The sequence below is a fragment of the Mesorhizobium sp. M0496 genome, assembly GCF_040321205.1.
Taxonomy (GTDB): Bacteria; Pseudomonadota; Alphaproteobacteria; order Rhizobiales; family Rhizobiaceae; genus Mesorhizobium.
In genome coordinates, this window is sequence record NZ_JAMYRC010000005.1 from 47,033 (window position 1) to 70,645 (window position 23,613).

Consider the following 23,613-nt stretch of genomic DNA (forward strand, 5'->3'; position numbering starts at 1 on the left):
CAATCATGCAGCTTTTCCCTTGCCCGTTCTGCGGCCCGCGCGACGAGACCGAATTCCACTATGGCGGCGATGCCGGCAACATCAGACCAGATGGAGCCGACGTGCCGATCGATCGCTGGGCTGATTACCTCTATCTGCGCACCAACCTGAAAGGCCCGGCACGCGAGATCTGGGTCCACATGACTTGCGGCGAGTTCTTCGTCATGGAGCGCAACACTGTCACGCACAAAGTGCTGTCCTCGGCCGCTCTCGGCGGGGAGCACACGGCGTGACCGCCTCGCGTCTTTCCACCGGCGGCAGCGCGATCGACCGGTCGCGCCCGATCCGGTTCAGCTTCGACGGCGCAACCGTGTACGGCTATGCCGGCGACACCATCGCCTCGGCATTGCTGGCCGGCGATGTCGCGGTCGTCGGCCGCAGCTTCAAGTACCACCGACCGCGCGGCATCTGGGGCGCGGGCGTGGAAGAACCGAACGCGCTGGTCGATATCGGCGGCCTGCGGGCGGCACCGAACACACGGGCCACGACCGAGCCGGCACGCGACGGGCTGGTGGCGAAGAGCGTCAACGCGACGCCCACAGCACTGACCGACCGCAACGCCTTCCTCGACCATTTTGCGCGCTTCATTCCGGCGGCGTTCTACTACAAGACCTTCATGTGGCCGGACTGGCACAGGTTCGAGCCACGCATCCGCGCCATGGCAGGGCTGGGCACAGTCGATGCGGACTGGACCTCGCCGGGTACGGCCGACCAGATCAATCATTATTGCGACGTGCTGGTGGTGGGCGCGGGACCGGCCGGATTGGCGGCGGCAAGGCTGGCGTCTGGTGCTGGTCAATCCGTGGTGCTTGCCGATGACCAACTCCGGGCTGGCGGATCGCCCGGCCACCGTGCCGCTGAGATCGATGGCAAACCGGCGGCCGCCCGGATCGAGGAGACGGTTGCAGAGCTTGCCGCTGCCGGCCACCTGATCCTGCCTTCGACCACCGCCTTCGGCATCTACGACCACAATCTGGTCGGGCTGAACCAGCGCCATCTCGACGGCCGGCTAGATACGCTGTGGCGGGTCAGGCCGCGCCGGATCGTGCTGGCGACCGGCGCCATCGAGCGGCCGCTGCCATTCGCCAACAATGACCTGCCGGGCATCCTATCGGCGGATGCGGCGCTTGCCTATCTCAGGCACCATGCGGTGCTGGTCGGCCGCCGCATCGTCGTCGCCACCAACAATGACAGCGCCTACGAAGTTGCGGGCGCGCTCGCCGAGGCCGGGGCCGAAGTCACGCTTGTCGACATCAGGCGCGACGGCACGCCCGCCGCGCCGGCCAATGTCCGGCTGGTCAAAAGGCGCGCCCTGGCTTCCGCCAGCGGCAGACTGCGCGTCGACGGCGTGACGCTCGACGACGGCACGAGGTTCGATGCCGATTGCGTGCTGATCTCCGGCGGCTGGACGCCGACCATTCATCTGTTCGGCCAGGCCAAGGGCAAGCTCGCCTGGAGCGAGGCGCGCGCGGCCTTCCTGCCGGGCGATCCGGTCGACGGCATCGCCGTGGTTGGCGCCGCAACCGGCGCGGTTTCCTTGTCGGAGGTGTTTGCTGGCGCGGCAACGGCATTCGCCGGCAAGGGGAGCGTGGTCACACCGCGCAGCACCGGACTGGAGGCGACAGGCGGCATTCTGGCGGCATGGCCGATGCCAGGTTCGAAGGGACGCATCTGGATCGACTACCAGAACGACGTGACGGTGAAGGATGTCGAGCTTGCGGCACGCGAAAACTTCGTCTCGGTCGAACATCTGAAGCGCTACACCACGCTCGGCATGGCGACCGATCAGGGCAAGACCTCCAACCTGCCGGGCCTGGCGCTGATGGCCGGGATCACCGGCCGTACGGTGCCGGAGGTCGGCACCACCACCTACCGGCCGCCGTTCACGCCGGTGCCGTTGGCAAGCTTTGCCGGCGCGCGCGTCGGCGAATTGATGGCGCCGGTGCGCCGGCTGCCGCTCGAAAACGTCCACCGCGCCAATGGCGCCGTCTTCCAGGAATATGGCGGCTGGCTGCGCCCGGCCCACTATGGCGGCAACGCGGACGCGGAGCGTTCGATCGCGGACGAGGCGCGGCGTGCCCGTCAATCTGTGGCGCTGTTCGATGGCTCGACGCTCGGCAAGATCGAGGTGATCGGACCGCAGGCGGCCGCGTTCGTCGATTTTCTCTACTACAACACCATGTCGACGCTGAAGCCGGGCCGCTGCCGCTATGGCTTCATGCTGTCGGAAAACGGTGTGGTCTTCGATGACGGCGTTCTGGTGCGGCTGGATGAGCATCGCTTCGTCGTGTCGTGCTCGTCCTCGCATGTCGCTGCCATGCACGCGCGGCTGGAGGAATGGCGCCAGGACCGTTTTGGCCGCAGCGCCGTCTATATTCACAACGCCACATCAGACATGGCGACGCTGGCCGTGTCCGGACCGAACGCCCGAAAGCTGCTGGAAACCCTGGAGCTCGGCCTTTCGCTCGACGACGCCGACCTGCCGCATATGGCGGTCGGTCATGGCACCTATGCCGACGACGAAGTCCGCATCGCCCGAGTCAGCTTCACCGGGGATCGGAGCTACGAGATCTCGATCCGGGCGGATCGCGCCGAGCCGTTGTGGGTGCAACTTCGCCAGGCCGGCCAGGCCTTCGACGCCGTCGTCATCGGCCTCGAAGCGCTGATGATCCTGCGCGCCGAGAAAGGCTTTATCGTCATCGGCAAGGACACCGATGGCACCACGCTGCCGCATGATCTCGGCGTCGAGGGTCCGCGCGCCAAGCGCCAGACCGAGTTCGTCGGTCGCCGCTCGCTGTTCACCGAGGAGGCTTCGCGCGGGGACCGCATGCAGCTTGTCGGGCTGGCGGTACCGCAAGGCGACGCGCCGCTGCCAACCGGCGCGCATGGCATCCGACGGATCGACGGCAGATTGCGCAGCCAGGGCTTTATCACCTCGAGCTACCACAGCCCGACGCTTGGCCGCCCGATTGCGCTTGGCCTGATCGAGCGCGGTGCGGTGCGGTGCGGCGAGACGATTGAAATCCAGCATCTCGGCAAGATCAGCAAGGCGACGATTACCACCCCTTGCGCCTTCGACCCGGCAGGAGACCGGCTGCATGCGTGATCTCGCGGGAAAATGGTCCGTCGTGCCGGACTGGCAGAGCGCGGTCATCGCCACGGCGGGCCTTGCGATACGAGCAATCCTCGACCTCGACCAGTTGATGGTCAGCGGCGACCTCGACGCGTGGGCGCGGGCTTCCGGCGTCGACGGAACTGGCGTGGGCGCCTTTGGTGCGGCACAGGGCGGCCGCTATGCGGCGCGGCTGGCGCGCGACCGGCTGCTGGTCGTGTCGAACAGCCCTCTTGCCATCGCCACGGGCTGGCATGGAGAGGGTTTCGCGGTGACAGCGATCAGCGCCGGGCTGCAAATGTTCGAGGTCGAGGGCACGGCGCTCGACGCTTTCATCGCGCGTGGAACGACACTCGATCCCAGCAATGCGAGTGGCAGTGCAGCACTTTCCTTCGCCGGCATCAGCGCCGTCGTCTATCGTCATGACGGCAAGCTGCGCATCCATGTCGACCGCGGGCTCGCGGCCTATCTCTGGACATGGATGGAAACGGCGGCCGGCAACATCACCGCCGGATCAGCGAAGTAGCTGGCGGCTGTACGATCCGGTCAGAGCGTGAACGACCAGAACAGGCAGGCCAGCGTCGCTGCCGCGAAGACGACGAAAAACAGGCTGCGCAGCAGCACGTTGCGGCGCAGTTCGTTCATGACGAAGTGGCAGCCGACGATCGCCGCCGCAAACAGGAACCGCCAGTTCAGCAGCGCCCACACTGCACTGCCCTGGCCGAAAGCCCATCTGGCGGCGAGACAGCCGGCGATCGCCGCAAACAGCGCGATCACGGTCCAGAAGATCGCGTCGGCGGCATGGGTCAGGACAATGCCGGCCGCCCTGATCGGCAGGATCATCATCAGCATCGCGCTGAAGAAATAGACAGCGGCAATCGGGATGAACACGCCGGCGTCAGCAATGCCGTCAAGGCGTCTGACGCCGATCGCGTCATAGGGATAGCCGTGCCTGGCCACAGCCAGGCTCAAGGCCATGAGCAAGGCGGTCAGCACGGCGACCAGTGCGAAGGATGTGAGGGCTTTGCTCATGATGTTCCTGTCCCAGACGAATCAGACAGGAACGTTTTTAGCGGGCGGTCGTAAATTGCGCGTAAGCGAGGGCGCTGCCCTCGCTTATTTCGATCGTGGCGAATGACGGCAGGCTATTCGGCGGCGATCCTTCCTGCCGAGCGGTTGGCCAGCACGAAGCCGACCTCGTCGACCGCCTGCGCCGCACGCTTCAGGATGGCCTCGGAGCGCAGCACGCCGTCGGTGAAATCCTTGTCGGTGGCATAGACGGCGGTCGGTAGCGCAAAGGCCTCGAAGAAGCCGAACAGCGGCCGCAGCTGATGTTCGACGATCAAGGCATGGCGCTCGCCACCGCCGGTCGCCGTCAACACGATGGGCTTTCCCCGCAGCGCTGCCGGATCGATCAGGTCGAAGAAATGCTTGAACAGACCAGTATAGCTGCCCTTGTAGGTCGGCGACCCGACGACGAGCACATCGGCGGCGAGGATTTGTTCCAGGATCGTGCGCGCCTGGCCGTCGAGATCGCGGGCCCATTTCGCCGTTCCCAGCGACGGACCGAGATCCTCGATATCGTAAGTGCTCGCCGACAGGCCGTGGCTGGCGGCGATGTCCCTGGTGACCAGATCGACGAAGGCGCGTGTCTTTGACGGCCGGGTGATGTTGCCGGAAAAGCCGACGACTGTTGGGTTTGACATGGCAGTGGGCCTCTTGGGAAATGATAGTCGAAGTTCGATGTGGCGAGCCGTCCGCCCGCCGGTGGGAAATCAGCTCCAGGCGTGCAGCGGCGGATTTTCGCCGTTGAGGAAATATTTGCCGAGGATGGAGTACTTCCAGCGCACCGGATCGTGCAGCGTGTGCGTGCGGGCGTTGCGCCAATGCCGGTCGAGATTGTGTTCGGCCAGCGTCGAGCGGGTTCCCGCCAGTTCGAACAGCTTGTTCGTCGCGGCGATGGCAATTTCGGTCGACAGGATTTTTGCCTCGGCGGTGACGATCTGGGCATGCGCCACCGTCTCGGCGGTCGGCTCGACCACTGCCCGGTCGATTGCCAGGCCGGCTTTTTCGAGCAGCGCCTGCGCCGCGTGCAGGCGCAGCGTCAGATCGCCGATGGCCTGGATGGTGTAGGGATCGTCCCAGGCATTGTCGACGCCGCTGTCGATCCAGGCGCGGCTCTTGGTCCTGACGAAATTGACCGCCTCGTCGATCGCCGCCTGGGCGATACCGGTGTCGACCGCCACCTGGATGATCTGGAAGATGGCGCCGTCGGCGGTCGGTTTGTCGTAACCCTTGTAGCCGGGCACCAGATGCGTCTTCGGCACCTTGACGTTGTCGATGATGACGGTGCCGGACAGCGTCGTGCGCTGACCGAAGCTCGACCAGTCGTCGATGACCGTCAGGCCGGGCGCGCCGCGGTCGGCGATGGCGTACCAGGCGCGGCCCTCCTCATCGAGCGCCACGATCGGCACCAGATGGGCGAGCAGCGCGCCGGACGAATAGAATTTCCGGCCGTTGACGACCACATGATCGCCGGCATCGGTGAAGCGGGTCTCGAAATCGGCGGCGCGCTTGGAGCCGAATTCCGAAAAAGCGTTGCCGAACCGGGTGCCCTTCAGCGCTTCGGCGAACAGCAGCTTCTGCTGTTCGATGTTGGACACGGTGCGGATGGCGGCGACAACGCCGAGATGGTTCTGCGCCACCTGGCCGATCGAGGAATCCGCCGCCGATATGATCTCGACCACCTTCGCCAGCGTCGCATAGGACACCTCTGGACCACCGAATGCTCTGGGCACGTTGATCGACCACAGGCCGCTTTGCGAAAACGCATCGAGTTCGGCAACCGGCCAGATCCGCTCGCGATCGCGCTTGGAGGACTCCTTGACGAATTCGGCGGCGAGCGCGTGGGCAATCGCAATCGCCTCAGCATCGTCCTTGATGATGTGCGCAGGCACGGTTGGTCGCGCGACTGGCGGCACGGCGGCGGAAGCGTGGTCGGTCTTGACGGTCGAAACGGTCATTTCAATGCTCCTTCGGATTTCATTTCAGGCCACGGCATGGAGATGAGCTGGCTTGGCGGCAGGCGATGCCTGTTGCCCGGGGGGTCGATTGACCGAGATAGAAGGCCCGCACATCCTCGCGCTGGCGAAGCTCGGCAGCCGCGCCGGAGAGAACAGAGACGCCGTTTTCGAGCACCGTGGCGTGGTCGGCATATCGCAGGGCGACCGCCGAGTTCTGCTCGGCGACCAGGATCGACAGGCCGGTCTCGCGGTTGAGTTTTCTCAGGCTCTGGAAGATGTCCTGGACGATAAGCGGGGCGAGTCCCATCGACGGTTCGTCGAGGACCAGCAGACGCGGCCGCGACATCAGCGCCCGGCCGATCGCGGTCATCTGCTGTTCGCCGCCCGAGGTCAGGCCGGACAATGTCCGGCGCTTTTCCCTGAGGCGAGGGAAATATCCGTAGATCCGCTCAAGATCTCCATTGATCTCGGCACGGCTGCCGCTGCGGCCGATACCGCCTGCGACCAGATTTTCTTCGACGGTGAGGCTCTTGAAGCAGTGGCGGCCTTCCAGCACCTGGACCAGGCCGGCACGCACGAGATCGCCCGGCTTGCGGCGCGAGACATCCGAACCTTCATAGCGGATGGTGCCGGCGTTGACCTGCCCGCGCTCGGCCGGCAGCAGGTTGGAGACGGCCTTCAGCGTCGTGGTCTTGCCGGCGCCATTGGCACCGAGCAAGGCCAGGATCTTGCCGCGCCGAAGTTCGAAGCTGACGCCGTGCAGCGCCGTGATGGCTTGGTTATAGGTGGCATGGACCGCGTCCACGGCAAGAATGACATCATCGTTCGGCATGGGCTCTCATTTCGTGGTTCGATGAACCGAAACAGGCCGGGCGCTGCGGGAAACCGATCCGCAGCGCCCAGCTTTGGCTGATCAATTGGTGGTCACCGCGTCGGCGTCGTCGGCGGTGCGCAGCTTGATGCCCTTCTCGGCCGCATAGGCTTCGGCGGACTTCTCGATGATCGGTCGCAGCAGTGCCCAGTCCGGCGCGATCCAGTTGGAGACGACGTTCCACTTCTTGCCGTCCCATTGCTGGAAGGTCACGTAGCCTTCGCCTTCGTGGTTGTCCCAGCTGACATTGATCGAGTGGAACAGGTCCTTGGCGCCGAGCGCCTCGACTTTGGCCGGATCGAGCTTGAGATGTTCGAAGCCCCAGCGGACCTCGTCGCCGGTCAGCGTGCGATGGCCGAACTTCTCCTGCGCGACGCGAATCGCCTCGACATTGAGGATGCCGTTGACGATGCCGAGGTTGTGGTAGACCGAGCCGATGCGCGACTTGTCTTCCAGATTGCCCTTGCCGGCGCCGTAGACCGTCTTCACGATCTCCTGCACCACCGGATAGGAGTTGCCGGAAGCCTGGGTGGTGATGGCGGTGTAGCCCTTGGCGGCGTCGCCGGCCGGGATCACGTCCTCTTCCGAATTCGACCACACATTGCCGACGATATGGTCGACGGGATAGCCGACCTTGACCGCGGTCTTAAGCGCCACCGGGTTCATCACGCCCCAGCCGCGCAGGACGACGAAGTCCGGCTTGGCGCGGCGGATGGTCAGCCATTGCGATTGCTGCTCGTTGCCGGGATGCGGCACCTCGATCTGCTGCACGGTGAAGCCGTATTTCTGCGCCAGCAATTCATAGATCGGGATGGTCTCCTTGCCGTAAGGCGAGCCGTGGTAGAGCACGACGATCTTCTTGCCCTTCAGCTTGTCGATGCCGCCTTCCTTGGAGGCGATGTAGTTCACGATGCCCGAGGTCTCGCTGTAGGGATTGAGCAGCAGCGGGAAGACGTAGGGGAAAACGCGCCCGTCGGTGGAGTCGGTACGGCCGTGGTTGACTGTGATCAGCGGCACCTTGTCGGCGGTTATGCGGTCGATCATGGCATAGGCGATGCCGACCGAGAGCGGGTTCCAGGCGGCGGCACCGGCATGGCTCTTCTGCCGCTCGTAGCACTCGACGCCGCGCTCGACCTCGTATTGGGTCTCGCATTCGTCCCAGGTCAGCTTGACGCCGTTGACGCCGCCGTCGCGGATGTTGATGAGGTTGAGATAGTCGATGAAGCCGCCGAAGAAGCCGGTGCCGCCGGCCGCATAGGGCCCGACGCGATAGCTTTGCAGCGGGAAATATTGTTCGTCGGCGTGCGCGGCCGGCAAGGCCACCGACACGATCATCGCCGCGGACAATGCCACCGCCTTGATTGTGCTCAGGAAAGTCATGATTGAGGTACTCCCGGGTATTGGCCGTCTTGGGTTCGGCCCCTTGTTCATTTTCGGATGTGATTCATTTTCGGATGCGTCACTCAAGTCGATTGCCAGGCGAACAGGAGCCGTCTCCGGAGCCTGTCCCACAGCGCCACCAGCCCGTCGGGTTCGAGGATCAGAAACAGGATGATGAGCGCGCCCAGCACGATGCGCTGGCTCATGTCGAGCACGCCCGAATCGAAGAGATCGCCGAGCAGAAAACCGCCGAGGCGAGACAGGGCGAGCGGAAAGACAACGATTAGGGCGGCGCCGAAGAAGGCGCCGCGTATCGAAGCCAGGCCGCCAATGATGATGATGAACAGGATCTGGAACGATCTATCGAGATCGAAGCCGTCCGGCTCGACGGTCCGCAGATACGCGAAGGCCCAGATAACACCGGCAACGCCGATGATGAAGGACGAGATGGCGAAGGCTAGAAGCTTGGTCTTCAGCACCGGGATGCCGATGATGCGGGCCGCGGTTTCATTGTCGCGGATGGCGATGAAGTTGCGCCCGGTCTGCGACGAGACCAGGCGGTGGGCAAGGAAAGTGAGGACGCTGACGATGGTCAGCGCGAAGAGATAGCGGCCGATGGCGCCGTCCAGAGCGAAGCCTGAGATCGACAGCCTCGGCGCGTCGATGACGCCGGAAGCCGAGTTGTTGGAGAACCAGCTGAATTTGGTCAGCGCCCATTGCACGAAGAACTGCGCGGCAAGCGTGGAGACCGCGAGATAGAAGCCCTTCAGCCGCAGGCTCGGCAGGCCGAAGACGATGCCGATCGCGGCGGCGACAATGCCGGCGAGGAAGATGCTGCCGATCAGCGGCAGGCCCTCGACGCGCAGGTTGAAATTGTAGGCGGCGAAGGCGCCCGCCGCCATGAAGGCGGCACTCCCCAGCGACACCTGGCCGGCATAGCCGGTCAGGATGTTCAAGCCCACGCCGGCGAGGCTGAGCGCCAGGAACGGCAGCAGGATGGCTTCGAACAGATAGCTCGAGCCGATCAGCGGCACGACGCCATAGGCGAAGGCGAGCAGCAGGACCGGTACGACCCATTTCGGCAGCACCGGCGCGGACGAGAAATCGCTTGTTATGGCGGTCATAGCTCAGATCCTCTCGACGAGCTTCTGGCCGAACAGGCCGGAAGGGCGGATAAGCAGGAAGACGAGCGCGACGACATAAGCGAACCAGCTCTCTATGCCGCCGCCGAAATAGTCGCCGATATAGACCTCGGCGAGCTTCTCGCTGGCACCGATCAACAGCCCGCCGACGATGGCGCCGAGGATGGAATCGAAGCCGCCGAGCACCAGCACCGGCAGCGCCTTCAGCACCACCAGGGACAGCGAGAACTGCACGCCGAGGCGGGCGCCCCAGAGCAGTCCGGCCACCAGCGCGACGAGGCCGGCAGCAGCCCAGACGGTCGCCCAGATCAGCGGCAGCCTGAGGCCGACCGCGAGTGCTGCGAACTGGTCGTCGGCGACGGCACGAAAGCTCAGTCCGATGCGGGTGTAGCGGAAGAACAGCGACAGCAGCAGAACCATGCCGGCGGCAACCACGGCCGCGAAGATGTCAAACTGGCTGATTAGCACGCCGCCGATTTCGAGCGGCACGTCCTCGATGCCGAGATCGAGGCCATGGACCTGCGTGCCCCATATCAGCTGGGCGGCGCCCTCGATGATGTAGGACAGGCCGAGCGTCGCCATGAACAGGGTGATTGGCGGCTTGTTGGTGAGAGGCCGCAGGACCGTGCGCTCGATGGCGATGCCGATCGCTACCATGATGGCGAAGGTGATCACCAGCGCCAGCGCGAACGGCACCCCGCGCTCGACAAGGCTGACGAAGGTGAGTGCCGCGAACAAGAGCATCGCACCTTGTGCGAAATTGAGCACGCCCGAGGTCTTGTAGATCAGCACGAAGCCGATCGCGACCAGCGAGTACATGACGCCGGAGAGCAGGCCGCCGACGAGCACTTCGATGAAGAACTGATAGTCGAAATCGGCGATCATATGCCTGCCCCGTCCTCATTGTCCGAGGCGACGCCGAGATAGGCATCGATGACGCGCTGGTCGTTCCTGACTTCGTCGGGTGTGGCGTCGGCGATCTTGCGGCCGTAGTCGAGAACGGCGATGCGGTCGGACAGGCCCATGACGACGCCGACATCGTGCTCGATCAGCACAACGGTGGTGGCGAAGCGGTCGCGCGCGGCGCGGACGAGGGCCGCCATCTCACTCTTTTCGCCCGCGGTCATGCCGGCCATCGGCTCGTCGAGCAAAAGCAGGCGCGGCTCAGCCACCAGTGCACGGGCCAGTTCGACCCGCTTCTGCAGCCCGTAAGGCAGCGTGCCCGCAAGACGATCGCGGACAGCGGTGAGATCGAGGAATTCGAGGATCTGTTCGGCGCGGCTGAGCGAGTCGCGCTGCTCGCCACGCGAACGGCCGATGCCCAGCACCTGTCCGGCAAAGTTGGAGCGGACCTTATAGGCGAGGCCGGAAGCGACATTGTCGAGGACGCTGAGGCCCTTGAACAGAGCAAGATTCTGGAAGGTCCTGGCGACGCCCAGATGGGCCAGCTGCTGCGTCGGCACCTGAGCATAGCTGATCCCGTCGAACTGGACACGGCCGCGATCCGGGCGATAGACGCCGCTTATGACGTTGATCAGCGAACTCTTGCCGGCGCCGTTCGGGCCGATGATGGCGCGAATCTCGCCGGGACGGACCGACAGGTCGATATCGGCCAATGCCACGACGCCGCCAAACGACAGGCCGATGCCCTGCAGTGAGAGCAGCGGCGAGGCGACGCCGGCAACGGTTCCCGTCGGCTCGGCGCTGTCTTCGGACGGCTGCTGCCACGAGCTTGACGGTAGGCCGCGCGCAAATACTTCCGGCGCGTAGGCTGAAGCCTCCATCACTCCTAAGGCATAACTGGGCAGAGGCATTCCAATCGTCCCCGATGTTTTCAGCAGGCGCACAAATTCCCGTGGCCGCTCGACGGATCGAGCGCACCGGGCAAGCTCCATTCGTGTGCTGGCCGGAGCCTGTCCGGCCAGCCTATGGGGTGACTACTCCGCCGCCAGCGATGCTGCCGCCTCGGCGTTTTCCAGTTCGCGGACGAGCGGGATGACATGCTTGCCGAAATACTCGACCTCTTCCTGGAAGTGCAGGAAGCCGAGCAGGATAAGATCGGCGCCGGCGCGCTTCAGGTCGACGATGCGCTCGGCGACCTGCCGGGGCGTGCCGATCAGGTTCGAGCGGAAGCCGTCATTGTACTGGACCAGATCGTCGAAGGAGGATTTCGCCCAATTGCCCTCGCCTTCCGGCGAGGCTTTGCCGGCGTTCTTGACCTCGTGGCCGAAAGCGTTGACCGCCTCGGGGTTGGCCTTGGCGATGATCTCGGCGAGCACCGCCCTGGCCTCATCCTCGGTCTCGCGGACAACCGCGAAGGCGTTGACGCCAACCTTGACGGAATGGTTGTTGGCCTTTGCCTTGGACTGGATATCGTCGACCTGCTTGGCGATCTCGGCCGGTGTGTTGCCGTTGGTGAAGTACCAGTCCGAGACGCGCGATGCCATGTCGCGCGCGGCGCGCGACGAGCCGCCCTGGAAGATTTCGGGCAGCGGATGCGGCGGCTTCGGTTTGAGCGAATATTCGTTGAAACGGTAGAAATCGCCACGGAAGGTGAAGCTGTCCTCAGTCCATATTCCGCGCAACGCCCGGATGAATTCCTCCGAACGGCGGTAGCGCTCATCGTGGTCGAGCCAGTGCTCGCCGATGGCGTGGAACTCGCCGCGGAACCATCCGGAGACGAGGTTGATCGCGACGCGGCCATTGGTCAGGTAGCTGATGGTTGAGATCTGCTTGGCCGCCAGCGCCGGGTTCCACGGTCCTGGCAGGATCGCGGCGATGACCTTGAGCGTCGTGGTGGCCGCCAGCAGATCATGGCTGAAGGCCACCGATTCATGCTGTTCGTCGGCGCCGTAGCCGGCGGTGAAACGGATCTGGCTTAGCGCATAGTCGAAGCCGGACTTCTCGGCGATCTGCGCCAGCTTGCGATTGTACTCGGCCGAATGGTTGGTGCGCTGCTCGATATTGGAAATCACCAGGCCGCCTGAAACATTCGGCACCCAGTAGGCGAATTTGATCGGGTCGGCTTCTGCGTGTGCCATGAACTGTCTCCCATTCAGGCCGTGTCGTTGATCGCTCCGGTCGCGCCGGCTTCCCAATATTTATTATGTTTATAGAATATATATACAAAGAAGGATTTTCCGTTTTTGAGGCCCTCGTGGGACGGAAATACCAATTTTGCTCAGCCAACCCGGCTTGCCGGTGTCAGCTCATGACCGGCCCCTGCGCGGCATCGGCGCCGACAGCCTCGGCTGGCGGCAGCGTTTCCCGCAGCTTGGCAATCTCGGCCGCGACCGTCTGGGCATGGCGGGCAACCTCGGGCAGGCCCATGAGTTCGCCGAAAGTCCCTCGCGCCAGCGGACCGGCGACGAAGAGTGTCGTGAGCGTCCGGCCATCCTGGCCGACGGCGCGGCTGTCGAGATCTGTCTCGATGCCAAGCCCGTATTGGTCAGCCTTGATCAGCCCGGCCTCGGCCAGCGAGCGCAATGCCGGATTGAGTTGAAGCGCCTGCCCATGGGCCGGGCCGGTTGTATTGATGACGGCATCGAAGCGCGCGGTCTCGATCCGCGTCTGCCCGCGCCGTTGAAAGCTGACCGCCAGGCTGCCGTCCTCATCGTTCGATGCGACAAGCCTGGCGGCAATGGTGTCGAATGTGCCGGCCGCATAACGGCGGTCGAGCACGGAAGCGACCTGCGGTGCGATCCTGAAGCGATGCACGTCCCAGAACACGCGCAGCTGGCGGACCAGCCTTGCTCGCTCCGGCGGGGCTAGTGCGGCCCACAGCACAGGACCCTGCAGACGCAGTTGGTCGAAGACCGATTGCCAGTTGACATTGGCCGCACGCGCCGCTGCCAGCGTCGCGCGAATGTTCTTGAGCAGGCCAAGCGCCGTCGTCGCCGGCGCGGATGCAAAGTCGCCAAAAGGCTCGCCCCTGACGTCCGGGTGGCCACGCGAGCGCAGTCCGCGGCGCGATAGCGCCAGGATGCGGCCGCGATGGCCGCGGCGATCAAGTTCGGCGACCATGTCAGCCGAGGTCAGCCCGGAGCCGACGATCAGCACCGACGCCTCCGGCCCGATTCCGGCAAGTGCTGACGCGGCGTATGGGTCGGCGATGAAACCCGGCGCTTCCGACAGCGAGTCCAGCGCGGTGGGAATTCCAGGCTGCGGATGCGTTGCCGCCAGGACGACGATGTCGGCGGCAATTGGCCCACTGGGCGTCTGCACGGTCCAACCCGCGCCACTGGCATCACGCGTCACACGCGTGGCCGGACCTTCGACATGGCGGACCGTGCCTGAGCCGAGATGCGGCGCCAGATGTTCGGCGACGTAGCGGCCGAACACGCGCCGGCGCGGATAGGCATCGCCATTCTTCCAGATGGCGTCCGTGTCGCGCTCGAGTTCTCCGCTGCCGGTCAACCAGCGCGCAAAGTGCTGCGGATCGTCGGGAGCCATACTCATCCTGACAGCCGGGACATTGACCCGGTGCGACGGCTCCTCGCTGGAATAGGCGAGGCCGCCGCCCACGAAAGAGCGTGGCTCGATCACGGAAATGGAAATGCGCTCCGGCCGATGCATTTGCGCCAGATGCCAGGCTACCGCCGAGCCGGAAAAGCCGCCGCCGACAATGGCGACGCGCACCCGACGGGCGGGAGGGAGCGCGTTCACGAGGCGCTGGCGAGCGACTTCGGCCGGTGGTCGCCGGCGATGGTCTCGCCGAACGGGCCGGTGTTGACGGACGAAGCGGCTGATTTGACCGGGTGATCGGTCGGCAGTTTCGGCAGCACCAACTCGCCAAAGCGATAGGCTTCTTCCAGATGCGGATAGCCGGAGAGGATGAAGGTGTCGATGCCGAGGCGCCGGTATTCATCGATGCGCTCCGCGATCGTGTCGGGGTCGCCGACAAGCGCGGTCCCGGCGCCGCCGCGCACCAGGCCGACACCGGCCCAGAGATTGGGCGCGATCTCGAGCTTGGCGCGATTGCCGCCATGGAGCGCGCTCATCCGCGCCTGGCCGACCGAATCCATGCGGGCAAAGACTTTTTGCGCCGAGGCGATCGTCGCGTCGTCGAGCCGGCTGATCAGCCTGTCGGCGGCCGCCCAGGCTTCCTCCGTGGTTTCGCGGGCGATGACATGCAGGCGAATGCCGAAGGAGAGCTTGCGGCCGGCCTTCTCGGCCAGTTCGCGCACGCCATCCAGCTTGCGCTCGACATCGGCGGGCGGCTCTCCCCAGGTCAGATATTTGTCGATCTCCTGCGCCGCCACCACGGATCCGGCGTCGGACGAGCCGCCGAAATAGAGCGGCGGATAGGGCGTCTGCACCGGTGGAAACAGCAGCCTTCCGTCCTCGATGCGGAAATGCTCGCCCTCGTGCTCGACCGTCTCGCCGCTCAGCACCCGCTTGTAGATCTGCAGGAACTCCTGCGTCACCTCGTAGCGCTCGGCGTGCGACAGGAAGATGCCGTCGCCCTTGTTCTCCAGCGGATCGCCGCCGGTGACCACGTTGATCAGCAGGCGCCCGTTGGAGATGCGATCCAGCGTCGCCGTCATGCGCGCCGCCAGGGTCGGCGACTGCAGGCCGGGCCGCACGGCAACGAGGAAGCGCAAGCGCTCGGTCAGGGGCACCAGCGCCGATGCGATCACCCAGGAATCCTCGCATGCCCGGCCAGTCGGCAACAGCACGCCGTAGTACCCCAGCGTGTCGGCGGCCTTCGCCACTTGCGTCAGATACGGCAGATCGACGGCCCTGCCGCCTTCCGTCGTGCCGAGATAGCGGCTGTCGCCATGCGTCGGCAGGAACCAAAGCACCTTGATGCGTTCTGGAATGTCTCTGGTCATGGCCTGCCTCCCGTATGCTGACGGCGGCCAGATATGCCTGCTTTGGTTGGGGGCAAGCGCAAAAGGGTGTGCATGGCGTCGTCCTGTCCGGGGTGGAAACCAGATCGCCAGTGCAGATTGCTTATTCCACAAATTCTGTAGAGTTAGTTTATTCCAATTCTGTTGACGGGATTAGAAATTTTCTCCATCCGCCGAACCCGACTCACTGGCTGTCACGCTTTGCCCGGGTGCGAATTGCAGGCCGAAGCCGCCCCTCGCATTAGGGACTTTCTGATTTTCATTCTAATCTGACCATTCCGGCGACCTAAGCCACGGATTTCCCATGGACCTGGATCCTTCGACTCTCAATCGGGCTGTTCCGCTCCGCGATCAGATCTATCATCAGATTCGCAACCTTATCGTCGTCGGACAGATGAGGCCCGGAGAAGTGATCAACGAGGTGGCTATTGCGGAAGCGCTCGGTGTTTCGCGTACCCCGGTGCGCGAGGCGGTCAAGCGCATCAGTGACGAGGGTCTGGTCAACATCCTGGCGCAGACCGGCACCTATGTCGCCCCGATCAGCCGGGCCGACCTGGAAGAAGCCTACGTCATCCGCCGGGCCCTGGAGATGGAAAGCACGAGGCGCGCGGCCGCCAAATTCTCACCGGCAGCCGGCGAATTGCTGGAAGACAATATGGCGGCGCACCGGCTTGCCATATCGCGGGGCAGATATGCCACCGCGATACAGCTCGACGACGTCTTTCACCGGACCATCGCCGAAATCTGCGGCCTGCCGATGATCTGGAGAGCCGTCGACATCTCCAAGGCGCAGATGGATCGCGGCCGCCATCTCGTCATCCCGAAGCCCGGCTATGGCGAACAGACGATCGAGCAGCATGAGGCCATCTTCGAGGCGCTGAAACGTCACGACGCCGAGGGCGCCGCGCGAGCGATGGAACACCATCTCGAGACATCGTTGCGCAACACGCTCGAAGTCGCGGCCGACCTTCTCGGCTGAAGCCGCCAAGGCCCGCCGCCAGGGTCGCGTGTCGGGCGGATGACCTGTTAGCGGGAATTGCCGTTTAACCCGGCAACCGGCCGAAGCCAGCGGCAAAGCGCGCCACCATCGCCAAGCCGACCTCACTTGGCCGCATCGCGGGGGCCCGGTCGTGGATCGGGATGCCGGCGCGGGCACCAAACAGCCGCTTGCCGTAGCAGATCAGGTTTTCGATGCCCTGCATGACGAAGACCGCTGCCGGCAGCATTTTTGCGTACTCGGCCTCGGCCGTTGCTTCGTCTCCGGCGCGGAAAGCCTCATAGGCCCGCACGACACGATCGATGCAATCCGGCGCCAGGATCATGCCACGGCAACCGATGCGGAAGTTGTCGATCAGTTCCAGGCCACCGCGCCCGTTGAAAACGGGGATCCGGCCTTCGGTGCGCTCGATCAGGCCGGCGATGTCGGTGACCGGGCCCTCGCCCTTGATCAGGCTTATGTTGGGATGAAGCGTGACGAGTTCGCGGATTTCGTCGGATGTCAGGCCGCGTCCGAAAAAGGCCGGAGCATTCTGGATTGCCACCGGCAGATCAGTCGCCTCGGCGACACGGCCGAAGAAGCGGATATACTCCAGCGCCCCATAGGACCCGACCGGCGGCTGCTGCAGGATCACCCAGTCCGCCCTGACGCTTTCGGCATGACGAACTTGCGCGATTTGCTCGGCCACAGAAGAGCCGAAGATGGTGAAGGCGAGCGGCACCTTGCCGGCGGTATCTTCCGCCGTCCAGTCCATGATCGTCCGGCGCTCGGCCTCTGTCAGCTTGGCGACTTCCGTCGCCAGGCCAAGCGCCGCCATGCCGTGAGCGCCGCTCGTCAAGCAGATCTCGACCTGCCTGCGCATCGCCGCGCGGTCTAGCCGTTCGTTCTCATCAAAGAGCGCATAGAGGATGACATGAATGCCATGGAAATCATCGGGTGTGAATTTTGTCATGCGGACCTCAATGGCTTTCGCGTGGAATGGCGTGGCCACGGCTTCCCACAAGGAAATCGAGATCGGCGCCACGGTCCGCCTGCAGGACATGGTCGACGTAAAGGCCTTGATAGCCGCCGCGCATCGCCGGCTCAGGCGCAACCCAGGACATTCGCCGCCGCGCCAACTCCTGTTCCGAGACGTCGAGATGCAGCTTCCGCGCTTCGACATCGAGCTCGATCATGTCGCCGCTACGGACCAGCGCCAGCGGGCCGCCGATGGCGGCTTCGGGTGCCGCATGCAGAACGACGGTGCCGAAGGCGGTGCCGGACATGCGGGCATCGGATATGCGGATCATGTCGCGGACGCCTTGCTTCAACAGCTTGCGAGGCAGGGCCATGTTGCCGACCTCGGCCATGCCCGGATAGCCTTTCGGGCCGCAATTTTTCAGCACCATGATCGAGGTCCCGTCGATGTCGAGTGAGAGATCATCGACGCGCGCCTTGTAGTCGTCGATGTCCTCGAACACGACGGCACGGCCGCGATGCTTCATCAATCCGGGCGAAGCGGCCGAAGGTTTGATGATGGCGCCATCTGGTGCCAGATTGCCGCGCAGCACCGCGATACCGCCCTGGGCGGTGAGCGCCTTGTCGCGTGGGCGGATCACTTCGGGATTGTAGTTTTGGGCATCGGCGATGTTGTCGCGCACGGCCTTGCCTGTGACCGTCAGCGCGTCGAGATCGAGCAGATCGGCGATCTCCTTCATGACGGCCGGAATGCCGCCGGCGTAGCAGAAATCCTCCATCAGGAAGCGGCCGGACGGCATCAGGTCGAGGATGGTCGGCACGTCGCGGCCGTATCTATCCCAATCGTCCAGCGTCAGTTCGGTGCCGACGCGGCCAGCGATGGCGATGAGATGCACGACCGCATTGGTCGAGCCGCCGATCGCGCCGTTGACGCGGATGGCGTTGGCGAAGGCCGCCTTCTTGAGGATGTCCGACAGGCGCAGATCCTCATTGACCATCTCGACGATGCGCCGCCCGGTCATGCGGGCAATGCGGCTGCGGCGCGCATCGACAGCCGGATAGGCGGCATTGCCCGGCAGCGTCAGGCCGAGCGCCTCGACCATCGAGGCCATGGTCGAGGCCGTGCCCATGGTCATGCAATGGCCGGGCGAACGCGACATGGCGCTCTCTGCATTGGCGAAATCCTGCTCGCTCATCACACCGGCGCGGACATCCTCGGAGAATTTCCACACATCGGTGCCGGAGCCAATCTCGCGGCCCTGGAAGCGGCCATTGAGCATCGGTCCGCCGGAAATGACGATCGATGGCAGGTCGCAGGAGGCCGCGCCCATGACCAGCGACGGTGTGGTCTTGTCGCAGCCGGCCATCAGCACGACGCCGTCCATCGGATTGCCCCGGATCGCTTCCTCGACATCCATCGAGGCCAGGTTGCGGAACAGCATCGCGGTCGGCCGCAGATTGGATTCACCGCAGGAGAAGACCGGGAATTCGAGCGGCAAGCCGCCGGCCTCCAGCACGCCGGCCTTGATGTGTTCGATCAGGCCACGGAAATGGACATGGCAAGGCGTGAATTCGGAGAAGGTGTTGCAGATGCCGATCACCGGGCGGCCGTCGAAAGCATCGTCGGGCAGGCCGTTGTTCTTCATCCAGCTGCGATGGATGAAAGCATCCTTGCCTTGGCCGCCGAACCAATGCTGCGATCGTCTCTTGGTCATGGTTTTCCCGGAATTCAGGCGGGATGCTGGAGCTGGCTCAGCCCGCCATCGACGACGAGCGTGGCCGCGTTCATGAACGGGCACTCGTCGGAAATCATAAACACCGCAGCCAGCGCGATCTCGCGCGCCGTGGCGATGCGGCCGCCGGGATGCAGCGCCATGGTGTTGGCGCGCGCCGCCGCCGGATCAGGAAAGCTGTTCCAGTAGTCGATGGCCTTCTGCGTCTCGACATAGCCGGGCGCCAGCGCGTTCACCCGCACGCCTTGCGCCGCATATTCGAGCGCCAGCGATTTGGTCAGGCCGAGCAGTGCATGCTTGGCGACGGGATAGGGAAATGTGTGCGGGATGATGGTGAAGCTGTGCGTCGAGGCGACGTTGAGGATGGCGCCGCCGCCGGCTGCTATCATGCCCGGCAGCACCGCCTTGCTGCAATTCCAGGCGCCCTTGACGTTGACGTCGAAATTGCGATTCCACTCTTCCTCGGTCGCATCGAGCGGCGTCGAGAACACATTGACCCCGGCATTGTTGATCAGCGCGTCGATGGGGCCTATCTCGGCGTTCGCCCGTTGAACGGCAGCGGCAATCGCGGCGCCGTCGCTTATGTCTGCCGAGGCATGCCCGACATGGCCTTGCGATGCGGCAAGACCAGCGACGGTCTCGTCCAGCAACGCTTCGTCGCGGTCGACCAAGAATAGCCTTGCGCCTTCGGCAAGGCAGGCCTCGGCTATCGCCAGCCCGATGCCTTGCGCGGCACCGGTCAGGAAGATGCGTTTGCCTGACAGACGCTCAGCCATTTTTGTCCCTCCAGCTTAACGCCGACCCAATGCCGACGAGCGCAGATTGTCGAGCAACACCGCCAGCAGCAGGATCACGCCGCGCACGATGTATTGGTAGAAGGCCGGGATGTTGAGCAGGTTCATGGCGTTCTCGGCGATACCCATGATCAGCACGCCGACGATGACGCCCGACATGGTGGCGCGGCCGCCCGCAAGCGAGACGCCGCCGAGCACGCAGGCCGAGATGACCGAAAGCTCCAAGCCGACCGCGGCGTTGGGCTGGCCGGAGGTGATGCGCGACGCCAGCAGGATGCCGGCAATGCCGCAGACGACGCCCTGCAGCGCGAAGATCCAGATGCGCGTCCGGTCGACATTGACACCGGCAAGGCGCGAGGCTTCGGGATTGCCGCCGATGGCCAGCGTGTTCTTGCCGAAGACGGTGCGGTTGAGGACGAAGCCGAAGATGCAAAACAGGATGGCGAGCACCCAGACCGGCGTCGGTATGCCGAGCAGTTTCGACAGCGCCAGCTGGTAGAAATCCGGGCTGTTGATGCCTACAGCGCGGCCGTCGGACGCGATCAGCGCCAGGCCACGCACGATCTGCATGGTGGCCAGCGTCGTGATCAGCGCGTTGATGCGAAACTTGGCGATGACGATGCCGTTGATGAAGCCAACGAAACCACCACAGGCGATTGCCGCCAGGAGGCCGAGCAGGATCGAGCCGGTGTAGTTCGATGCCATGACGGCGACCATCCCGGCAAAGGCAACGATCGAGCCGACCGACAGGTCGAAGTCGCGCGCGGCAAGGCAGAACATCATGGTGCAGGCGACGATGCCGACGGTGACTACCGACTGCAGCAGGCCGAGCATATTGCGGTCGGTGAGGAAGTTCGGCACCAGCAGCGACACGAGGGCAAAAGCGACGACGAAAATGACGACAAGGCCCTGTTCGCCGAGCAGGATTTTTTTCAACTGGTCGGTCATGCCAAAAGTCCTCAGGATGCGATCGCGTCGGGGGTTTTCTGATCGGGGAGAGCGGCGGCCAGGATCGCCCTTTCGGCGAACTGGTCGCGGGTGAGTTCGGCACTGACGCGCCCGCCGCACATCACCAGGATGCGATCGCAGATGCCCATCACCTCCGGCAGTTCGGACGAGACGACGACGATCGCCAGGCCGTCCTCGGCAAGCTGGTAGAGCAATTCGTAGATTTCCGACTTGGCACCGACATCGATGCCGCGCGTCGGCTCGTCGACGATGAGGACGCGCACGCCCTGTTCGGACAGCCAGCGGCCAAGGATGACCTTCTGCTGGTTGCCACCGGAGAGGTTGATGATGTCCTGCTTGCGCGACGGCGTGCGCACCTTGAGCTTCTTGATGAAGGTCTCGGCGGTGGCGATCTCGCTGGCGCGGTTCAGCATGCCGAAGCGTGTGTGATGGCGCCGCGAGGAGATGTTGATGTTCTCCTCGATCGAACGGCCCTGGATGATGCCATCGTGCTTGCGGTCTTCCGAGCACAGCACGACGCCTGCCCGGATCGACCCGTGCGGGTCGGTTGCATGCACCATCTTGCCGTCGACGGTGATGGTACCACCTGAACGCGGATCGGCGCCGAAGACGAGCCGCATCAATTCCGAGCGCCCGGCGCCGATCAGGCCGAAGAAGCCGACGATCTCGCCGGCGCGGGCCTGAAAGCTGGCCGGCGTCTTCAATTTGGCGCCAGAGAGAGCCTCGACCTTCAGGCGGACATCACCTGACTTGCGTGGACGAAACCCCCAGATGTCCGAGATTTCGCGACCGACCATTTCAGCGACGACCTGATCGCGGGTGACATCTTTCAGCGAAGCATGGTGTGCCGCGAGCTTGCCGTCGCGCAACACGGTCAGGCTGTCGCAGAGCCGGAACACCTCGTCCAGCCGGTGCGAGACATAGATGATGACCTTACCCTCGCCGCGCAGGCGGTCGATCAGAGCAAACAGGATTTCGCTTTCACGCGAGGAGAGCGACGAGGTCGGCTCGTCCAGCGCGATGACGCGCGCATCGAGCATGATCGCCTTGGCGATCTCGACCATCTGGCGTTCGCCGATCGACAGCGTCTTGACCTTGCGGCGCATGTCGATGTCGATGCCGGCCGATTTCAGCTTGGCGCCGACGTCGTCCAGCATGCGGCGGCCGGCGATGATGCCGGCGTTGGCAGGAAAACGGCCGAGGCTGAGATTTTCGGCAACGGTGAGTTCAGGAACGAGCTGTAGTTCCTGGTGAATGACGATGACTCCATTGTCGAAGGCATCCCGGGTCGAGGCATAGGCCTGGACCTTGCCATCGATGCGTATCTCGCCCTCATCGGCATGCTGGTCGCCGGACAGGATCTTGATCAGGGTGGATTTGCCGGCGCCGTTCTCGCCCATCAGGCCGTGCACGGCGCCCTTGTCGACGCCGAACGAGACGTCCGACAGCGCCTTGACGCCCGGATAGGTCTTGGTGATGTGCGAGAAGTCGAGAAAGGACACGGGCGATGATCCTTCTTTGTCATGAGAAACAGGCGGCGGGATGAGCCGCCGCCTGTTTGTACAGGGAGGATTATTCGATGCCGAGGCCCTGGCGGACCTTCTGGTAGTCGTCGCGCTTGGCGAGCGCACCGGAGGTCAGGATCAGCTTCTCCGGTTCCTTGTTGTTGGCAACCCAGTCATACATGTTGAGCGCCGTTTCGTAGCCATGGCGCTTCGGCGAGATGATCACGGTGCCGACGAAGCCGGTGGCGGTCGGCTTCTTGAACTCGTTGATCGCCGAATCCGCGCCGCCGATGCCGACGCCGATCATGCCGTCCGCCGGAATGCCGACGCTTTCCGAGGCGCGCACGGCGCCAAGCACGGCCTCGTCGTTGAGGCCGAAGGACACCCACTTCTTGATGTCGGCATGGGCGTTGAGCACGACCGTCGCGGCGTTGAGCGCGGCTTCGGTGTCGGTCTTGGCCTGCGGCGCGTCGAAAATATTCTCAGCCTTGAAGCCGTTCGCCTTGAGCACCGAGATGGCGCCTTCGACGCGATCGACTGCGGTCGGCAGTTGGTCGTAGGAGACGCGGATGGCGCCAACCTCGTCGGCCTTCCAGCCACGCGCCTTCATCTCGTCGACGATCGCCTGGCCGACGGCTTCGCCGATCTTGGTTGCCGAGATGCCCATATGCGGCACGTCTTCGAGCGCCTTGCCGTCGGCGCCGACCAGACGGTCGTCGACGGTCATCACCTTGAGGTTGTTGGCGGCGGCCTTGGCGACGATGCCGGGGCCGAGTTTCACGTCGGGCGTGCAGACGATGAAGCCCTGGGCGCCCTGGGCGCCGAGATTGTCGATCGCCGACATCAGCTTCTCGCCGTCCTCAGCGCCGATCTTGACGAGGGTAAAACCCTTTTCCTTGGCGGCCTGGTCGGCGAATTTCCATTCGTCCTGGAACCACGGTTCCTCGGGCTGTTTGACGATGAAACCGATCTTGGTGTCCTGAGCATAGGCAGAAGCGATGGTCGTGACAGACAGCACGGCAAGCGCACCCGCGACGAGCGCGGTCTTTAGAAGTCGCATGATTTCCTCCCAGCGATAGGCCGGGCGCTCAGCCCGGATGCCGGAGTCTCTAATCGCTTTTATCATACTCGTCAATTGATCTGGTATGATAATTAAGCTACATGCTCTGATCAGCGATCGCTGGCGCAAATCATCCGCATCCGGTAAGGCCGGACCGGTTGTGCGAGATCAGTGGTTTC

21 protein-coding genes are annotated in these 23,613 nt (G+C 64.2%); 4 read left to right on the forward strand and 17 right to left on the reverse strand.

Annotated elements, in window-relative coordinates; translation table 11 throughout:
* The first annotated feature begins 5 nt into the window (after positions 1-5).
* The 3 genes from NKI73_RS07270 to NKI73_RS07280 are packed head-to-tail and all read left to right on the forward strand — an operon-like array spanning position 6 to position 3,677.
* Positions 6-272 (forward strand): sarcosine oxidase subunit delta, encoded by a 267-nt coding sequence (locus NKI73_RS07270; RefSeq protein ID WP_352628187.1) that lies wholly within the window; start codon positions 6-8, stop codon positions 270-272.
* Complete coding sequence (locus tag NKI73_RS07275) at positions 269-3,145, forward strand: sarcosine oxidase subunit alpha family protein (protein ID WP_352628188.1); 2,877 nt, start codon at positions 269-271, stop codon at positions 3,143-3,145. The genes NKI73_RS07270 and NKI73_RS07275 overlap by 4 nt, the downstream gene beginning before the upstream one ends.
* A complete protein-coding gene (locus NKI73_RS07280) occupies positions 3,138-3,677 on the forward strand; it encodes a sarcosine oxidase subunit gamma family protein (RefSeq protein WP_352628189.1) in 540 nt (179 codons plus the stop codon). The genes NKI73_RS07275 and NKI73_RS07280 overlap by 8 nt, the downstream gene beginning before the upstream one ends.
* Positions 3,678-3,697: 20 nt before the next feature.
* Here NKI73_RS07280 and NKI73_RS07285 read toward each other — a convergent pair whose 3' ends face one another.
* The 11 genes from NKI73_RS07285 to ssuD form a co-directional block, all read right to left on the reverse strand.
* Positions 3,698-4,183 (reverse strand): hypothetical protein, encoded by a 486-nt coding sequence (locus NKI73_RS07285; protein ID WP_352628190.1) that lies wholly within the window; start codon positions 4,181-4,183, stop codon positions 3,698-3,700.
* Positions 4,184-4,296: 113 nt separating this feature from the next.
* Complete coding sequence (gene msuE, locus NKI73_RS07290) at positions 4,297-4,857, reverse strand: FMN reductase (RefSeq protein WP_352628191.1); 561 nt, start codon at positions 4,855-4,857, stop codon at positions 4,297-4,299.
* Between the two features lie 69 nt (positions 4,858-4,926).
* Entirely contained in the window at positions 4,927-6,174 is a 1,248-nt protein-coding gene (locus NKI73_RS07295) for an SfnB family sulfur acquisition oxidoreductase (RefSeq protein ID WP_352628193.1), read from the reverse strand.
* A 19-nt stretch (positions 6,175-6,193) separates the two neighbouring features.
* On the reverse strand, positions 6,194-7,006 hold the full coding sequence (locus tag NKI73_RS07300) for an ABC transporter ATP-binding protein (protein WP_352628194.1): 813 nt from the start codon (positions 7,004-7,006) through the stop codon (positions 6,194-6,196).
* Positions 7,007-7,087: 81 nt separating this feature from the next.
* On the reverse strand, positions 7,088-8,425 hold the full coding sequence (locus NKI73_RS07305) for an ABC transporter substrate-binding protein (RefSeq protein WP_352628195.1): 1,338 nt from the start codon (positions 8,423-8,425) through the stop codon (positions 7,088-7,090).
* 83 nt (positions 8,426-8,508) lie between these two features.
* The gene (locus tag NKI73_RS07310) at positions 8,509-9,549 is read right to left on the reverse strand and encodes a branched-chain amino acid ABC transporter permease (protein ID WP_352628196.1); all 1,041 of its coding nucleotides are present in this window, start codon (positions 9,547-9,549) and stop codon (positions 8,509-8,511) included.
* Positions 9,550-9,552: 3 nt separating this feature from the next.
* Entirely contained in the window at positions 9,553-10,452 is a 900-nt protein-coding gene (locus NKI73_RS07315) for a branched-chain amino acid ABC transporter permease (RefSeq protein ID WP_352628197.1), read from the reverse strand.
* Positions 10,449-11,381, reverse strand: a complete 933-nt coding sequence (locus NKI73_RS07320; RefSeq protein ID WP_352628198.1) for an ABC transporter ATP-binding protein — start codon at positions 11,379-11,381, stop codon at positions 10,449-10,451. Before NKI73_RS07320 ends, NKI73_RS07315 begins: the two co-directional genes overlap by 4 nt.
* A 123-nt stretch (positions 11,382-11,504) precedes the next feature.
* On the reverse strand, positions 11,505-12,608 hold the full coding sequence (gene sfnG / locus NKI73_RS07325; protein ID WP_352628199.1) for a dimethylsulfone monooxygenase SfnG: 1,104 nt from the start codon (positions 12,606-12,608) through the stop codon (positions 11,505-11,507).
* Positions 12,609-12,771: 163 nt separating this feature from the next.
* A complete protein-coding gene (locus NKI73_RS07330; protein ID WP_352628200.1) occupies positions 12,772-14,232 on the reverse strand; it encodes an FAD/NAD(P)-binding protein in 1,461 nt (486 codons plus the stop codon).
* Entirely contained in the window at positions 14,229-15,401 is a 1,173-nt protein-coding gene (gene ssuD, locus NKI73_RS07335; protein ID WP_352628201.1) for an FMNH2-dependent alkanesulfonate monooxygenase, read from the reverse strand. Before ssuD ends, NKI73_RS07330 begins: the two co-directional genes overlap by 4 nt.
* 322 nt (positions 15,402-15,723) lie before the next feature.
* Between ssuD and NKI73_RS07340 the strand changes: the two genes are divergently transcribed.
* Positions 15,724-16,398 carry a GntR family transcriptional regulator gene (locus NKI73_RS07340; protein ID WP_352628202.1) on the forward strand — a complete coding sequence of 225 codons (675 nt, stop codon included), beginning with the start codon at positions 15,724-15,726 and terminating at the stop codon, positions 16,396-16,398.
* A 64-nt stretch (positions 16,399-16,462) separates the two neighbouring features.
* On the opposite strand, the gene NKI73_RS07345 is transcribed toward NKI73_RS07340, so the two are convergent.
* The 6 genes from NKI73_RS07345 to NKI73_RS07370 all read right to left on the reverse strand — a co-directional run bounded on the left by NKI73_RS07345 (position 16,463) and on the right by NKI73_RS07370 (position 23,434).
* Positions 16,463-17,368 carry a dihydrodipicolinate synthase family protein gene (locus NKI73_RS07345; RefSeq protein ID WP_352628203.1) on the reverse strand — a complete coding sequence of 302 codons (906 nt, stop codon included), beginning with the start codon at positions 17,366-17,368 and terminating at the stop codon, positions 16,463-16,465.
* 7 nt (positions 17,369-17,375) lie between these two features.
* Positions 17,376-19,088, reverse strand: coding sequence for an L-arabinonate dehydratase (gene araD, locus NKI73_RS07350; RefSeq protein WP_352628204.1), 1,713 nt, complete (start codon positions 19,086-19,088; stop codon positions 17,376-17,378).
* 14 nt (positions 19,089-19,102) lie between these two features.
* On the reverse strand, positions 19,103-19,882 hold the full coding sequence (locus NKI73_RS07355; RefSeq protein WP_352628205.1) for an SDR family oxidoreductase: 780 nt from the start codon (positions 19,880-19,882) through the stop codon (positions 19,103-19,105).
* Between the two features lie 15 nt (positions 19,883-19,897).
* A complete protein-coding gene (gene araH, locus NKI73_RS07360; protein WP_352628206.1) occupies positions 19,898-20,848 on the reverse strand; it encodes an L-arabinose ABC transporter permease AraH in 951 nt (316 codons plus the stop codon).
* Positions 20,849-20,859: 11 nt separating this feature from the next.
* Positions 20,860-22,371: an L-arabinose ABC transporter ATP-binding protein AraG gene (araG, locus tag NKI73_RS07365; RefSeq protein ID WP_352628208.1), complete on the reverse strand. Its 1,512-nt coding sequence runs from the start codon at positions 22,369-22,371 to the stop codon at positions 20,860-20,862.
* 70 nt (positions 22,372-22,441) lie between these two features.
* Positions 22,442-23,434 (reverse strand): arabinose ABC transporter substrate-binding protein, encoded by a 993-nt coding sequence (locus NKI73_RS07370; protein WP_352628209.1) that lies wholly within the window; start codon positions 23,432-23,434, stop codon positions 22,442-22,444.
* Positions 23,435-23,613: the final 179 nt, after the last annotated feature.

Excerpts from the sequence above, each read along its gene's own strand:
- NKI73_RS07340 (WP_352628202.1), top strand. The coding sequence starts at position 15,724 with ATGGACCTGGATCCTTCGACTCTCAATCGGGCTGTTCCGCTCCGCGAT.
- NKI73_RS07280 (WP_352628189.1), top strand. The coding sequence starts at position 3,138 with ATGCGTGATCTCGCGGGAAAATGGTCCGTCGTGCCGGACTGGCAGAGC.
- sfnG (WP_352628199.1), bottom strand. The coding sequence starts at position 12,608 with ATGGCACACGCAGAAGCCGACCCGATCAAATTCGCCTACTGGGTGCCG.
- NKI73_RS07370 (WP_352628209.1), bottom strand. The coding sequence starts at position 23,434 with ATGCGACTTCTAAAGACCGCGCTCGTCGCGGGTGCGCTTGCCGTGCTG.
- NKI73_RS07320 (WP_352628198.1), bottom strand. The coding sequence starts at position 11,381 with ATGCCTCTGCCCAGTTATGCCTTAGGAGTGATGGAGGCTTCAGCCTAC.
- msuE (WP_352628191.1), bottom strand. The coding sequence starts at position 4,857 with ATGTCAAACCCAACAGTCGTCGGCTTTTCCGGCAACATCACCCGGCCG.
- araH (WP_352628206.1), bottom strand. The coding sequence starts at position 20,848 with ATGACCGACCAGTTGAAAAAAATCCTGCTCGGCGAACAGGGCCTTGTC.
- NKI73_RS07300 (WP_352628194.1), bottom strand. The coding sequence starts at position 7,006 with ATGCCGAACGATGATGTCATTCTTGCCGTGGACGCGGTCCATGCCACC.
- NKI73_RS07345 (WP_352628203.1), bottom strand. The coding sequence starts at position 17,368 with ATGACAAAATTCACACCCGATGATTTCCATGGCATTCATGTCATCCTC.
- NKI73_RS07270 (WP_352628187.1), top strand. The coding sequence starts at position 6 with ATGCAGCTTTTCCCTTGCCCGTTCTGCGGCCCGCGCGACGAGACCGAA.
- NKI73_RS07295 (WP_352628193.1), bottom strand. The coding sequence starts at position 6,174 with ATGACCGTTTCGACCGTCAAGACCGACCACGCTTCCGCCGCCGTGCCG.
- NKI73_RS07285 (WP_352628190.1), bottom strand. The coding sequence starts at position 4,183 with ATGAGCAAAGCCCTCACATCCTTCGCACTGGTCGCCGTGCTGACCGCC.
- NKI73_RS07315 (WP_352628197.1), bottom strand. The coding sequence starts at position 10,452 with ATGATCGCCGATTTCGACTATCAGTTCTTCATCGAAGTGCTCGTCGGC.
- NKI73_RS07310 (WP_352628196.1), bottom strand. The coding sequence starts at position 9,549 with ATGACCGCCATAACAAGCGATTTCTCGTCCGCGCCGGTGCTGCCGAAA.
- NKI73_RS07305 (WP_352628195.1), bottom strand. The coding sequence starts at position 8,425 with ATGACTTTCCTGAGCACAATCAAGGCGGTGGCATTGTCCGCGGCGATG.
- araD (WP_352628204.1), bottom strand. The coding sequence starts at position 19,088 with ATGACCAAGAGACGATCGCAGCATTGGTTCGGCGGCCAAGGCAAGGAT.
- NKI73_RS07355 (WP_352628205.1), bottom strand. The coding sequence starts at position 19,882 with ATGGCTGAGCGTCTGTCAGGCAAACGCATCTTCCTGACCGGTGCCGCG.
- ssuD (WP_352628201.1), bottom strand. The coding sequence starts at position 15,401 with ATGACCAGAGACATTCCAGAACGCATCAAGGTGCTTTGGTTCCTGCCG.